11 protein-coding genes and 2 pseudogenes are annotated in these 13,682 nt (G+C 45.5%); 9 read left to right on the top strand and 4 right to left on the bottom strand.

What is annotated here, in order from left to right; genetic code table 11:
- Window positions 1–160: 160 nt before the first annotated feature.
- From dnaE to KHN78_RS05415, 6 genes and pseudogenes are all read left to right on the top strand, one after another.
- Window positions 161–3,409, top strand: a pseudogene (dnaE, locus tag KHN78_RS05390) (DNA polymerase III subunit alpha); the annotation flags it as partial.
- Between the two features lie 46 nt (window positions 3,410–3,455).
- Complete coding sequence (gene accA / locus KHN78_RS05395) at window positions 3,456–4,415, top strand: acetyl-CoA carboxylase carboxyl transferase subunit alpha (protein WP_211916147.1); 960 nt, start codon at window positions 3,456–3,458, stop codon at window positions 4,413–4,415.
- Window positions 4,416–4,551: 136 nt separating this feature from the next.
- On the top strand, window positions 4,552–5,886 hold the full coding sequence (tilS, locus tag KHN78_RS05400) for a tRNA lysidine(34) synthetase TilS (protein WP_211916148.1): 1,335 nt from the start codon (window positions 4,552–4,554) through the stop codon (window positions 5,884–5,886).
- Between the two features lie 60 nt (window positions 5,887–5,946).
- A complete protein-coding gene (locus KHN78_RS05405; protein ID WP_128810389.1) occupies window positions 5,947–6,261 on the top strand; it encodes a c-type cytochrome in 315 nt (104 codons plus the stop codon).
- Window positions 6,262–6,374: 113 nt separating this feature from the next.
- Complete coding sequence (glnB, locus tag KHN78_RS05410) at window positions 6,375–6,713, top strand: nitrogen regulatory protein P-II (RefSeq protein ID WP_164837151.1); 339 nt, start codon at window positions 6,375–6,377, stop codon at window positions 6,711–6,713.
- 130 nt (window positions 6,714–6,843) lie between these two features.
- Complete coding sequence (locus KHN78_RS05415; protein ID WP_211916149.1) at window positions 6,844–7,689, top strand: endonuclease/exonuclease/phosphatase family protein; 846 nt, start codon at window positions 6,844–6,846, stop codon at window positions 7,687–7,689.
- Between the two features lie 27 nt (window positions 7,690–7,716).
- On the opposite strand, the gene KHN78_RS05420 is transcribed toward KHN78_RS05415, so the two are convergent.
- The 3 genes from KHN78_RS05420 to gloB form a co-directional block, all read right to left on the bottom strand.
- Window positions 7,717–8,403: a YIP1 family protein gene (locus KHN78_RS05420; protein ID WP_211916150.1), complete on the bottom strand. Its 687-nt coding sequence runs from the start codon at window positions 8,401–8,403 to the stop codon at window positions 7,717–7,719.
- The gene (locus KHN78_RS05425) at window positions 8,400–9,986 is read right to left on the bottom strand and encodes a LysM peptidoglycan-binding domain-containing protein (RefSeq protein ID WP_211916151.1); all 1,587 of its coding nucleotides are present in this window, start codon (window positions 9,984–9,986) and stop codon (window positions 8,400–8,402) included. The genes KHN78_RS05420 and KHN78_RS05425 overlap by 4 nt, the downstream gene beginning before the upstream one ends.
- 246 nt (window positions 9,987–10,232) lie before the next feature.
- Window positions 10,233–10,991 (bottom strand): hydroxyacylglutathione hydrolase, encoded by a 759-nt coding sequence (gene gloB, locus KHN78_RS05430; protein WP_211916152.1) that lies wholly within the window; start codon window positions 10,989–10,991, stop codon window positions 10,233–10,235.
- A 35-nt stretch (window positions 10,992–11,026) separates the two neighbouring features.
- On the opposite strand from gloB, the gene KHN78_RS05435 reads away from it, so the two are divergent.
- Window positions 11,027–11,788 (top strand): class I SAM-dependent methyltransferase, encoded by a 762-nt coding sequence (locus KHN78_RS05435; protein WP_211916153.1) that lies wholly within the window; start codon window positions 11,027–11,029, stop codon window positions 11,786–11,788.
- 63 nt (window positions 11,789–11,851) lie between these two features.
- On the opposite strand, the gene rnhA is transcribed toward KHN78_RS05435, so the two are convergent.
- Entirely contained in the window at window positions 11,852–12,316 is a 465-nt protein-coding gene (rnhA, locus tag KHN78_RS05440) for a ribonuclease HI (protein ID WP_128810395.1), read from the bottom strand.
- Between the two features lie 58 nt (window positions 12,317–12,374).
- Between rnhA and dnaQ the strand changes: the two genes are divergently transcribed.
- Window positions 12,375–13,097, top strand: coding sequence for a DNA polymerase III subunit epsilon (gene dnaQ / locus KHN78_RS05445; protein ID WP_211916154.1), 723 nt, complete (start codon window positions 12,375–12,377; stop codon window positions 13,095–13,097).
- An 8-nt stretch (window positions 13,098–13,105) separates the two neighbouring features.
- Window positions 13,106–13,618: pseudogene (locus KHN78_RS05450) on the top strand (TIGR03503 family protein); the annotation flags it as partial.
- Window positions 13,619–13,682: the final 64 nt, after the last annotated feature.

Here is a 13,682-nt window from a genome sequence, read left to right on the forward strand (position 1 = left end):
TTTTCTTTAAATCAGATAGATTTGCAATCTATGGGCTATGGCTTCAATGCCTTATCTCTGCGAGGCAGTCCGCTATATGCTGACAGTTGGAAGGGAATCAAAAACGTTATCCGGCTTGCTTTGAACATCCTCACCATCGAGGCAAGTTAACACCCTAAGCTCAGAACCCCTGACACAATTAACGGTATTAGCAGCAAACAACACTGGTTATAAAAACCTAACGTTGTTGATTTCTAAAGCTTATCTCCGTGGTCATGTTCAACATCAACCAGTTATTGATAAAGCATGGCTTGCTGAGCTTTCTGAGGGTTTGATTGTTCTTTCCGGCGGAAAAAGTGGTGAGCTGGGTAAAGCGTTACTAAAAGGCAACCGAAAGCTTGTTGAAAGTTGTGTTGAGTTTTACAAGCAGCACTTTGCGGATCGTTTTTACTTAGAGTTAATTCGTACTGGCCGACCAGACGAAGAAACCTACTTACATTTTGCGGTGGAATTGGCGGAGCAGGAAGATCTACCTGTTGTTGCGACGAATGAAGTGGTATTCATCAGCGAAGACTTGTTTGATGCCCATGAAATACGAGTTGCCATTCATGATGGCTATACTTTAGAAGACCCTCGTCGTCCCAAGAATTACAGTACGCAACAGTATTTACGTAGTGAAGAAGAGATGTGTGAGCTGTTTGCTGACATCCCTGAAGCGCTAGAAAACAGTGTTGAAATCGCAAAGCGTTGTAACGTGACAGTGCGTCTTGGCGAATACTTCCTGCCGGCTTTCCCTACAGAGGGGATGAAAGAGACCGAGTTTTTGGTCATGAAATCTCGCGAGGGATTGGAAGACCGTCTTGAATTTCTATTCCCAGATGAACAAGAACGTCTGAAACGACGTCCAGAATATGATGAGCGTTTGCAAATTGAGCTCGACGTAATCAACCAAATGGGATTCCCAGGTTACTTCTTGATCGTAATGGAGTTCATCCAGTGGTCGAAAGATAATGCGATTCCAGTTGGTCCTGGTCGAGGTTCTGGTGCAGGTTCATTGGTGGCATACGCGCTAAAAATTACGGATCTTGACCCACTCGAATATGATTTGCTATTCGAACGTTTCTTGAACCCTGAACGTGTATCTATGCCCGATTTCGATGTCGATTTCTGTATGGATAAGCGCGATCAAGTGATTGATCACGTTGCGGAAATGTACGGTCGTGATGCGGTATCTCAGATCATCACGTTCGGTACCATGGCGGCAAAAGCGGTTATTCGCGATGTTGGTCGTGTTCTTGGTCACCCATTTGGTTTTGTTGATCGCATTTCCAAATTGATCCCGCCAGACCCGGGCATGACCCTGGAGAAAGCGTTCAAGGCAGAGCCAGCGTTGCCTGAGCTGTATGAAGCTGACGAAGAAGTGAAAGAGCTTATCGATAAGTGCCGCATCCTTGAGGGTTGTACGCGAAATGCCGGTAAGCATGCGGGTGGTGTTGTAATCTCACCAACCACGATCACAGACTTTGCGCCAATTTATGCGGACTCGGAAGGGCACTTCCCTGTTACTCAGTTCGATAAGAACGACGTAGAAACAGCCGGCTTAGTTAAGTTCGACTTCTTGGGACTGCGTACACTGACCATCATCGACTGGGCACTTGGGTTAATTAACCCGCGCTTAGAGAAAGAGGGCAAAGCCCCCGTTCGTATCGAATCGATTCCATTGGATGATGCGGCGTCATTCCGTTTACTGCAAAACTCGGAAACTACCGCGGTATTCCAGCTTGAATCTCGCGGCATGAAAGAGCTGATCAAGCGTCTTCAGCCAGACTGTTTCGAAGATATCATCGCACTGGTGGCACTTTTCCGTCCAGGACCGCTGCAATCGGGCATGGTTGATAACTTTATCGACCGTAAACATGGTCGAGAGGCAATCTCATACCCAGATGAAAAGTGGCAACACGAGTCGCTTAAAGAAATTTTAGACCCAACTTATGGCATCATCCTGTATCAAGAACAGGTTATGCAGATCGCGCAGGTACTGTCTGGCTACACGCTTGGTGGTGCGGACATGCTTCGTCGTGCGATGGGTAAGAAAAAGCCAGAAGAAATGGCGAAGCAGCGTGCGACGTTCGAAGATGGCGCGATTGCCAATGGCGTCGATGGCGAGTTGGCGATGAAAATCTTCGACTTGGTAGAGAAGTTCGCGGGTTACGGCTTTAACAAATCGCACTCAGCCGCATATGCACTGGTTTCTTATCAAACCCTTTGGCTTAAGATGCATTATCCTGCCGAGTTTATGGCAGCGGTAATGACCGCCGATATGGATAACACTGAAAAAGTAGTCGGTCTGGTTGATGAATGCCTGCGCATGAAACTCACCGTATTACCGCCAGATATCAACTCAGGTTTATACCGCTTTAACGTGGATGAAAATGGCGCGATTGTCTACGGTATTGGCGCGATTAAAGGTGTCGGTGAAGGGCCTATTGATGCGATTTTAGCGGCACGAGAGAAAGGCGGTCACTTTAAAGACTTGTTTGATTTTTGTGCACGAATTGACCTTAAAAAAGTCAATAAACGTGTTATTGAGAAATTGATTTACGCGGGAGCACTTGATCGATTAGGCCCGCATCGTGCAGCATTGATGGCATCATTGAATGACGCCGTCAAGTCGGCGAGCCAACACCACCAAGCGGAGGCCTTTGGTCAAGCTGATATGTTTGGTGTATTAACCGATGCTCCAGAAGAAGTTGAGCATAAATACACTCAAGTTCCACCTTGGCCAGAAAAAGTATGGCTAGAGGGAGAGCGTGAGACGTTAGGTTTGTATTTGACGGGGCACCCAGTTAACGCCTATATCAAGGAACTCAACAAGTACGTCAGCTGTCGACTTAAAGACGCGACGCCGACACGTCGCGATCAATCAGTGACTATTGCTGGCTTAGTTATTGCTGCACGAGTGATGACAACCAAGCGCGGTACGCGAATCGGTCTGATGACTTTAGATGACCGAAGCGGCCGAATGGAAGTGATGTTGTTCTCAGATGCGCTCGATAGATATGCAGAACTTCTCGAAAAAGATAAAATTTTAGTGGTTTCCGGACAGGTCAGCTTTGATGACTTCAACGGTGGCCTTAAAATGTCGGCGCGTGAAGTTATGGATCTGGGTAGTGCACGTGAAAAATATGCACGAGGTTTATCGGTATCGATTGATGCCAACCAGATTAACGATAAATTCTTTTCCGAATTTTCCCGTATTTTGGAACCTCATAAAGCCGGAACCGTTCCAGTCAATGTATACTACCAGCGTGCCGACGCCAGAGCGCGGTTAACATTGGGCACCGAGTGGCGTGTGACGCCGAGTGATACATTGCTAGACGATTTAAAACAGTTACTTGGCAAAGACCAGGTAGAACTCGAATTTAACTAAAAATTCAGCGTAATACGTTAGACGCTGAGTAAAAAAGGATTCATAGATGAGCCTAAACTTTCTTGAATTTGAAAAGCCAATTGCAGAGCTAGAAGCGAAAATTGAAGCATTACGTGACGTTTCTCGTCATGGTGGTGATTCTGCAATTGACCTTGATAAAGAAATCGAACAGCTTGAGAAGAAAAGCCTAGAACTTAAGAAAAAAATCTTCAGTGATTTAGGTGCATGGGAAACAGCTCAACTGGCTCGTCACCCTTTACGTCCATACACTTTGGACTACATTAAGCATGCGTTTGATGAGTTTGATGAACTGGCGGGTGACCGTGCATTCGCAGATGATAAAGCGATTGTTGGCGGTATTGCACGCCTAGACGGTCGTCCTGTGATGATCATCGGTCACCAAAAAGGGCGAGAAACCAAAGAAAAAGTGAAGCGTAACTTTGGTATGCCTAAACCTGAGGGGTACCGCAAGGCGTTGCGTTTGATGCAAATGGCGGAACGTTTCAATATGCCAATTATCACATTCATCGACACTGCTGGCGCATACCCTGGTGTTGGCGCGGAAGAGCGCGGCCAATCTGAAGCCATCGCAAAGAACCTTAAAGTGATGTCTGGTCTTAAAGTGCCAGTGATCTGTAACGTTGTTGGTGAGGGCGGTTCAGGTGGTGCATTAGCCATTGGTGTGGGTGATTATGTGAACATGCTTCAGTACTCAACATACTCAGTGATCTCACCAGAGGGTTGTGCATCTATCCTATGGCGTGATTCGGATAAAGCTCCTCAAGCAGCAGAGGCTATGGGTCTAACGGCACCTCGCCTTAAAGAGCTTGAACTGATCGACGAAATCATCGAAGAGCCACTTGGCGGCGCCCACCGTGATCACGCTCAGATGGCTGCAAATATGAAAGCGAATCTGCTTCGTCAGCTTGAAGATTTGGAACAGCTTGATCAAGAGACGCTTCTTGAGCGCCGTTATCAACGACTAATGAACTATGGTTATTGTTAAACATAGGTTATTGTTGAACATAGGTTACTGCTAAATCGAGTTATAGCGAAGCGTTAGCTGAACTCTCGCAAGATAACAGATAAAATAGAAAGGGTTGGCTTAATGTCAGCCCTTTTTTGTACCTATTGGATCGCTTATGGAATCGCTATATCAACACTTTGCTAGTGTACTGGACAGATATTACCAGCCTAATACGACATTACCATCGACGCCCAAGATAGTATTAGCATTCAGTGGTGGCGTAGATTCTCGTTTATTACTTGAGTTACTTCGTCGATACCAACAGGCCCAATCTATTGCGTGCCATGCGGTGTATGTACATCACGGATTAAGCGCTAATGCAGATGGTTGGGCGAGCAAATGTCTTTTATGGGCAGAAGATGCGGGCATCTCTTGCTCAGTGGAGTATGTCAGTCTTGATCTTTCCTCCGGAGAAAGTGTTGAACTTCTTGCGCGTGAGGCTCGTTATCAAGCGCTCGCTAAGTACATAAATACGGGTGATTTACTTTTAACAGGCCAACATGCAGATGATCAAATTGAAACGTTTTTGTTGGCATTGAAACGTGGCAGTGGACCAAAGGGGCTGTCTTCCATGGCTGAAAGTATGGCTTTTTCAGGAGGGCAGATCGTTAGGCCATTATTGTGCGTTAAGCGTGAGCAAATAGAAGCGGTAGCACATCAACTTGGCCTTGAATGGGTCGAAGACGAAAGTAATCAAGATACACGCTATGACCGAAATTTTCTGCGTCATCGAGTGGTTCCTGAACTTTCACAACGTTGGCCGAGTATTCATCAGTCGGTGCAGCGCAGTGCGACCTTATGTGCCGAGCAAGAATCGCTGCTTGATGAATTGCTCAACACCGCTTTTGAGTATGCATTACTAAACGATTTAAGCCTGAGTATTGATGCTCTAGAGACCCATAGTCAGCTTGCTCGAGCTAGATTGATTCGGATGTGGCTAGCAAAGCTAAATACCAATATGCCAACTCAGGCGCAGTTAAACTTGATTTGGAATGAAGTCGCATTGGCACAACAAGATGCGAACCCAAAGCTACAACTTAAGCAGGGCGAAGTGCGCCGCTTTCAAAAACGTCTATATTGGGTGACAGAAACCGCAGATGTCGCTATGTGGCAAAGCACTATTCAAACGGATTTACCTGTTGTACTTCCCGAACGGTTGGGGGAGTTAACGCTATGCTCGACATCTAGTGAGGCCAATATTGCATTACCTTCTAAACCAGAATTGCTCAGAATTACCTTCAATCCTGAAGGGCTATCGGCGCGTCCAAGTACACGCAATCACAGCCGTAAGTTAAAAAAGCTATTTCAAGAATACAATGTCCCTAGTTGGTTACGCAGGCAGACCCCTATTTTAATGTATCAGGATCAGGTAGTCGCCGTGGCAGGGTTGTTTGTAGATCAAGCGTTTAGTGGCAAAGATTGTGAACTTGTCTGGCGTAAGTCATTGTAATTCATGCCACAATGTCGGGCATAAAAACAGTTACTTAAATAAAAGCGATTAGGTGAAGCAATGAAGAAAATAATCATGGGCGCAATGGTGGTGCTAACCATGTTGAGTGGGCAAGCACTGGCTGCTGGAGATGCAGGAGCAGGAGAAGCGAAAGCTGCAGTGTGTTCTGCTTGCCATGGCGCGGATGGTATCGCGGTGATCCCTGGTTATCCAAATCTAAAAGGGCAGAACGAGCAATACCTAGCAAGCTCAATTAATGCGTATAAGCAAGGTCAGCGCACAGGTGGTTTAGCTGCGGTTATGCAAGCTCAAGCCAGTTTGCTTTCTGATGCCGATATTGCAAACTTGGCTGCGTATTACGCAAGCCTGAAATAGATACAAAGCTCGTCGAGAGTTAGGATTTTGAATCGCTTGGTGACGACAAGCATTGAATGTTGTGACACGCTAACCGATAATATGCGCAAACGATTGAAGCTTAAGGGATGAACATGAAAAAAATTGAAGCGATTATCAAACCATTCAAGTTGGATGATGTTCGAGAAGCATTGGCGGAAGTAGGTATCACAGGGATGACGGTCTCTGAAGTGAAAGGTTTTGGTCGCCAAAAAGGTCATACTGAGCTTTACCGTGGTGCGGAGTACATGGTCGACTTTCTACCAAAAGTGAAGTTAGAAATTGTTGTGACTGAAGACATGGCAGATAAGTGTGTTGATACCATTGTTGATACAGCTCAAACTGGAAAAATTGGCGATGGTAAGATTTTCGTTACCGATGTAGAACGCGTAGTGCGTATTCGTACTGGTGAAGAAGACGAAGACGCAATCTAACGAGCATCTATATAGAATTAAGATTTCACTACAACATACAGTGAAAAATTGATTAAGCTAAAAGGGAGTCCGAGGTGGCTCCTTTTTTTATTCATTCAAGTCTATCTTTGTTCTGTATTTAGGTCGGTCTATGTTTAAGCGCTTATTTATTGCGGTGGTTTTTCTTAGCTTAGCGGCGGTGTTCGCTTTTCAGCTTATTTTTATTGTGCCGGAGCAACCTCAAATTATTACCCAAACAGGGAGCAGCATTACTCAAAACGTTCGTTGTATGGATTTTAACCAGCCGAAAGCACTCGATGAAGATGGTGAGCTAAACATATTGGTATGGAATATCTACAAGCAGAATCGAGATGATTGGCGATCAGCTTTAGATACATTTTCTGCTAATAAGCAATTACTTCTTTTGCAAGAGGCGAGTCTTACCGACACGTTTAAAGATTGGCTGGTGGATGGTCATTGGGTGAGTAATCAAGTGACGGCATTTAAAGCGTTAGGCAGTGGTGCTGGAGTGATCAGTATTGCGAAACAAGAGCCTATTCTGGCATGTGCTTACACGTCTAAAGAACCATGGTTGCGTCTGCCTAAGTCAGCGTTGTACAGCAAATATCAGCTTAGTAATGGTGAGACTCTAGCGGTAGTAAATATTCATGCCATTAACTTTACGGTTGGAACCGACGAATACACATCTCAGATTTCTGCGATGGAGCGAGTATTGAATGAGCATAAAGGGCCGATTTTATTTGCAGGAGACTTTAATAGTTGGAGTGAAGAGCGTGTGACCGCAATGAAGAAAGCATTGCTCAAGGCCGATTTACAAGAAGTTAAGTTTGCTCAAGATAATCGGACTCAATTTATTACAGGTTTACCGTTAGATCATGTGTTTTATCGTGGTTTAACGCTTAAAAACGCAAAAGCGCCGCAGAGCGACGCTTCCGATCATAATCCATTATTGGTGTCGTTTACGATTAACGAATAGCATTGGCTATGCTAGTCGAGTAACGTATTAAGCGATAACGATGTACAACGCCCAAATTACGTAGAACGCAATCCAAGGTAGGCTCGCAATGACAAGTGCCTGTCCGCGTTCAAACTCTGTCCAAGTTAGAACCACGCCATAGCCCAATACAATGTACCAAGGCAGCAGTAGCGGTAGTGAGCTAGCAAAGTGCGACCACTCGTTGGTCAAAGGCAGTTTTAACAAGCCATTTAGACTGTTTAGGTCTGCGGCGTATGTCATTACTTGACCGTGTTTTAGAAGTAGGCTCGCGTAGCTTGCGATGTCGCCTAGAACTGCCGGGAACAGGATGGCAGAAGAGGCTGCAAACCATTTCCAGTAACCGTACTGCTGTTTGCTTGCTTTGGTTGCAAGGAAGAACCACAACGCCAAAAGCAGCAGAGTCGCAAAGCGGTTGAACACGTCATTAATGATCGCACTTGCCATCAACGTATTTGGCTCTAACAGTTCAACTTGCTGAGGGTCGATCTGTTGGAATTGAGCCGCCAGTTGCTCACTTAACCAAGTGAAATCCACATTCGAGAAATAGGCCCCCCAGAATAGGAATGGGCTTATCATCAAAAAGATGAAAGGTTGCCATCCCCAGCCTCCACGCTGATAGAGCGCCAAGAAGCAAGATGTTGGAGATCGGAAAATATCCAACAGCATGACAAGCGGGTTGCTCGATGGGCTCATACACTTACCTTAGTTACGTCAACATACAACTTAAGCTTTTGACCTGGTTTTAGGTACTTCTGCTTTTGAAGAGAGTTCCATTTCACGATGTCGTTGCCCTTCACCTTAAACTTGCTCGCAATACCGCTGATGGTGTCGCCTGAGCGTACGTTGTAGAACACAGTTCGAATAATCGCGCCTTTGTCAGAGTTCTTCCAGATCACCAGTTTTTGACCCACGCGCAAGGTGTCTCTTGGCCCCATACCGTTCCATTTAGCCAAAGACTGATGGGAAACCTTGTTCTCTTTTGCGATAGACCACAAGCTCTCACCAGATTGCACGACATGAGTAAGCTTAAATTGACCGCGCGCTTGAGATTGTGTTTTTTCTAGTCGGTTCTCCGCGGTTAGAGCGTATTTAGAATCGTCTTTTGTTGACGTTGGGATCACTAAGTACTGACCAACGCGAATATTATTGTTTGATAGCCCGTTTGCGCGCTGAATAACTTTGGTTGTCGTACCATACTTTTGAGCCAACAGACTTAGCGAATCGCCCGATTTCACTTTATAGCGTGCGACTTTTACCCCTTTACCACGGTTCTTATTTACTTGAGCAAGGAACTGGTCTTTTTTCTCAATTGGAATAAGGAGCTGGTGAGGGCCATTAGGCGCTGTCGACCATTGGTTGTACGCAGGGTTGTAGCTTTGCAGCTCTTTTACACCAATACCGGCATAATCCGCTGCAATTGCAAGATCAAGCTGCTCTTTTGGATCCACTTGAGTCAGGACTGGTTTATTTGGAATCGCTGGAATGTCGATGCCGTATTTTTCTTGGTTTGCCACGATGTCAGCAAGCGCAAGTAACTTCGGCACATAGCTGCTGGTCTCTTTTGGAAGATCTAAAGAAAAGAAGTCCGTTGGCTTACCGAGTTTTTTATTCTTACGAATTGCGCTTGATACACGACCTCCGCCGCTATTGTATGCCGCAATAGCATGTGCCCAGTTGCCATCAAAACGTTTGTTTTGTTGTAGAAGATAATCAAGCGCTGCATCTGTAGACGCAACCACATCGCGACGACCGTCGTACCAGTAGTTTTGTTCAAGTCCCATCATTTTTCCGGTTCCTGGAACAAATTGCCAAAGACCAGCCGCACTACCGTGAGAATAGGCGAATGCATCAAATGAGCTTTCTACGACAGGTAGAAGTGCTAACTCCATCGGTAGGCCACGCTCTTCAATACGCTTGGTGATCATGTATAAGAACGGCTGCGCACGTTCAGATACGGTACGAAGATGGCTCGGATGCTTCAAATACCATGTGCGGTAATAGTCGATTTTTTTGTTGTTAGGGATGTCCATGTCCAATTGCATAGCGATACGTTGCCATACATCCTCTTGATCCTGAGGCGCAATCACTTTAGGTGTCGCTTTCACTGCTTCTTTTTGAGCAAGCGGCTTCTTAGAGGAGTCTGCCTGAGCGTTATCTTGCTTTGCAATCTGCTCAGATTTATTGGTTTCTTGGGTTGGAGAATTGGTTGTATCTGATTGTGTCAATTGACAGCCAGATAGCAACAATACCAACGCCAAACTGTACTTCAAACGCATGGGGTTAGCCTATTGAGGGCCTGTTTATCTGCCAGAAATACCACGAATATAAAAGTATGGTAGGCAAGATAATAGACATCGATTTCTAAACAAATTAAAACGGCGAATAAACACCGGATGTGCATTAGGGCGAAATGCAAACAGATTTATATTAGCCCTAAACGCAATAGAAGCGCCAAAGGCGCTTCTATTAAAAATGAGCTGAAGATAATACTTGTGCGGAACAAAGATACAAGTAAAAGTTGGTTAAAATTCGTTCTTCCACTCACGCAGAGCTGCAAAAACCGAGCATGGATCGCTATTTTCGATGCGGTTCGCCACGGATTTGACTATTTCAGGATTTGTAGTACGCAAAAATGGATTAATCCACTTTTCCTTTCGGAGCGTTGTCGGCACCGTTGGAATGTTGAGTGCGCGTAGGCGATTCACATCATCTCGGTATTGGCGTAAGTGTTCATTGTCTGGCTCTACTGCAAGAGCAAAGGCGACATTACTTGCTGTGTATTCGTGAGCGCAGAAAATTTCGGTTTCTTCAGGCAATGCAGAGATCTTACTCAGAGATTCAAACATCTGTTCGTGTGTGCCCTCAAATACACGTCCGCAGCCCGCTGAGAATAGCACATCACCACAGAACAGTTTTCCATCGCCTACGTAGCCAATGTGACCTAACGTATGGCCAGGCAGCCCTAGCACCATAAAGATTTCGCCAAACAGATCGAGTTTGTCTCCCTCTTCCATCGCATTCGTGAGTGTTGGAATGGGTTCCGCTTTTGGCCCGACGACCGCTACATGTGGATAAGCGCGAACTAAATCTGGAACGCCACCAATGTGATCGTTGTGGTGGTGTGTGATTAAGATTGCCTCTAAAGTTAACTCGTGGGCCACTATATAGTCTAATACCGGTTGAGCATCGCCAGGGTCGACAACGGCACAACGCTTATCGCTATTTTGTATCAGCCAGATGTAATTATCGTTAAATGCAGGTATGCTTTTGATCTGTAACACGATTCGTTCTCCGTCACCCAATTAGCAGGTGGTAAATGAAACCAGCACTCAGCAACAAAACTATGGCACACCCATCGACGTGGTCAGAAATGAACAATGGCCCATGGGTGCTTGAGTCAATCCAAACCCGACTAGATGAATGGTGTCCGAGACTGTTCGGCTACCACATGCTTAAATTGGGCGGGTTGAGCTGTGAGCTAACCAGTTGTAGTTGTAACATTCAACACCAAGTTAACGTAGATATCCAGAACCCGTTGCATAATGTGATTGCAGATGGTTACGAATTGCCCTTTTTAGAAAAAAGCTTTGATGTTGTCGTGCTCGCACATCAGCTTGACTATGCAAGTGATCCTCACCGTCTACTTCGAGAAGTTGATCGGGTGATGATGGATGATGGCTATCTCATTCTTACGGGGTTCAACCCCATTAGTCTCACTGGCCTAGCCAGTTTATTACCGTGGCGAAAAAATAACCTGCCGTGGAGTGGGCGAATGTTCACATCAAACCGCATTAAAGACTGGTTAGGAGTATTAAATTACCAAGTGATTCATTGCGATCGTTACGCCTTGTTTCCAATGACGCGTTATAAAACCATGTGGACATGGCTAGAAAACAGTTTGGGCGATTGGGCATCACCTGCGGGGAGTTTGTATTACATCGTTGCTCGTAAAAGAACATACCCTCTCAAACCCATTAAGCCGCATTGGCGCATGAAGAAAAAACTGACGCCAATAAGAGTGATGAATCGAGAGGGTAGTACAGCGAGAAAGACATCAAGTAAAGCGCTTGAGCCTTAAGTAAGGTCTCTGCGAATCTTAAGCCCTACATTAAACGTTAAGTTCTGTATCGAGCATTAAGATCTAACTAGGTTGATAACCAGTATCTTCCTCGGTTGGGTTCTCGGCAGCTGCGCGAGCAATTTCGTCACAGATTTCGTTTTCACGATGGCCTGCGTGGCCTTTTACCCATTGCCAATCGACTTGGTGGCGCGCGGTTTCTTTATCTAACGCTTGCCATAAATCGGCATTTTTTACTGGCTTCTTATCTGCCGTTTTCCAACCACGTTTCTTCCAGTTATGAATCCATTGTGTGATGCCTTGACGCACATATTGGCTATCTGTGGTGAGAGTAACTTGGCAAGGTTCTTTGAGCGTTTGCAGCGCAACAACGGCGGCTAACATTTCCATGCGGTTATTGGTGGTAAGCGTGTAGCCTTTGGCAAGTGTCTTTTCCGTTTGCTTATAACGTAAAACGATGCCGTATCCACCTGGGCCAGGATTTCCTAAACAAGATCCGTCTGTGAAAATCTCAACGTGTTTGGTCATATTTTTGGTACTATTAGCCGAATCATTTAATAAAGCATAGTCTGACACACATAACCTTATGAATACCAGCAGCAATTCTGAACATAATCGTATTGTCGTTCTCGATACCGAAACAACAGGTATGAACTTAGAGGGCGGCCCGCACTACATGGGGCACCGCATTGTAGAAATTGGTGCCGTGGAGATCATCAACCGTAAGTTGACTGGTCGTCACTTTCACGTTTACCTCAAACCCGATCGTGAAATTCAACCAGATGCGATTAATGTTCATGGTATTACGGATGAGTTTCTTGTCGACAAACCTGAATATGCAAGTGTTCATAAAGAGTTTTTAGACTTCATCAAAGGCGCTGAGCTGGTGGCTCACAATGCGCCCTTCGATACCGGCTTTATGGATTACGAGTTTGAAATGCTCGATCCAACCATCGGTAAAACGGAAGACTTTTGTAAGGTGACCGATACCCTTGCCATGGCGAAGAAAATCTTCCCTGGCAAGCGAAATAACCTCGACATATTGTGTGAGCGCTATGGTATCGATAACTCTCATCGTACCCTCCACGGGGCATTACTCGATGCGGAGATTCTAGCGGACGTTTACCTATTGATGACGGGTGGACAAACTAATCTAGAATTCAATGCCAATAAAAAAGAGGGCGAAGCGGAGGGCATTCGTCGTCTTGAAAGAAGAAAATCGCTAAAGGTTTTGCGTGCAACTGCCGATGAAGTAGAAGCGCACCAGAAAAGACTAGAACTGGTGAGCGACTGTATTTGGCAGCATTAGGAGAAGCTATGTTGAGGGCTTTATCGGTCGCGCTCTTAGCGATCTGGAGTTGTTTTGCGTTTGCCGCAAATGAGTCCGCCATGTCTTTGTTGGATAACCGTTTTCGCGTCGACTCGACAATCGAACAAATTACCTTTTTGGTATATCGTGAACAAAGCTCTCAACCTGTCGTATTGGTGCGTCCTGATGGTAAAAAATATTACGCATGGGGCACGTATGATAACGTGCGCTGGTATCAAGAACCCTCTTTAGACATCATCTCTATCGACAATCCTATGCCTGGTCCGTGGCAAGCGGTGGGCAAGGTGACGCCAAAAAACAACATCCGTTTGCTTTCTCACCTTAAGCTCAATACGGATGTATTCCCGACGCGCCTATATCAAACAGAGGCGCTCAAATTTACCGCCCAGCTAACCTCTAATGATAAACCGTTGGTATTGCGTGATTTTCTTGATCGCGTGAGTCTGCGTGTGACCTTTACCAAGTTTGTAGAAAATGAAGATCAGCTAATTAAAGCAGCAAGCTAACGCAGATATTACTACCGCGGTAAATCGGACAAATAACTCTATTAATGCGCTTGGTGAG

This window comes from Vibrio sp. B1REV9 (assembly GCF_905175395.2).
GTDB classification, from domain to species: domain Bacteria; phylum Pseudomonadota; class Gammaproteobacteria; order Enterobacterales; family Vibrionaceae; genus Vibrio; species Vibrio alfacsensis.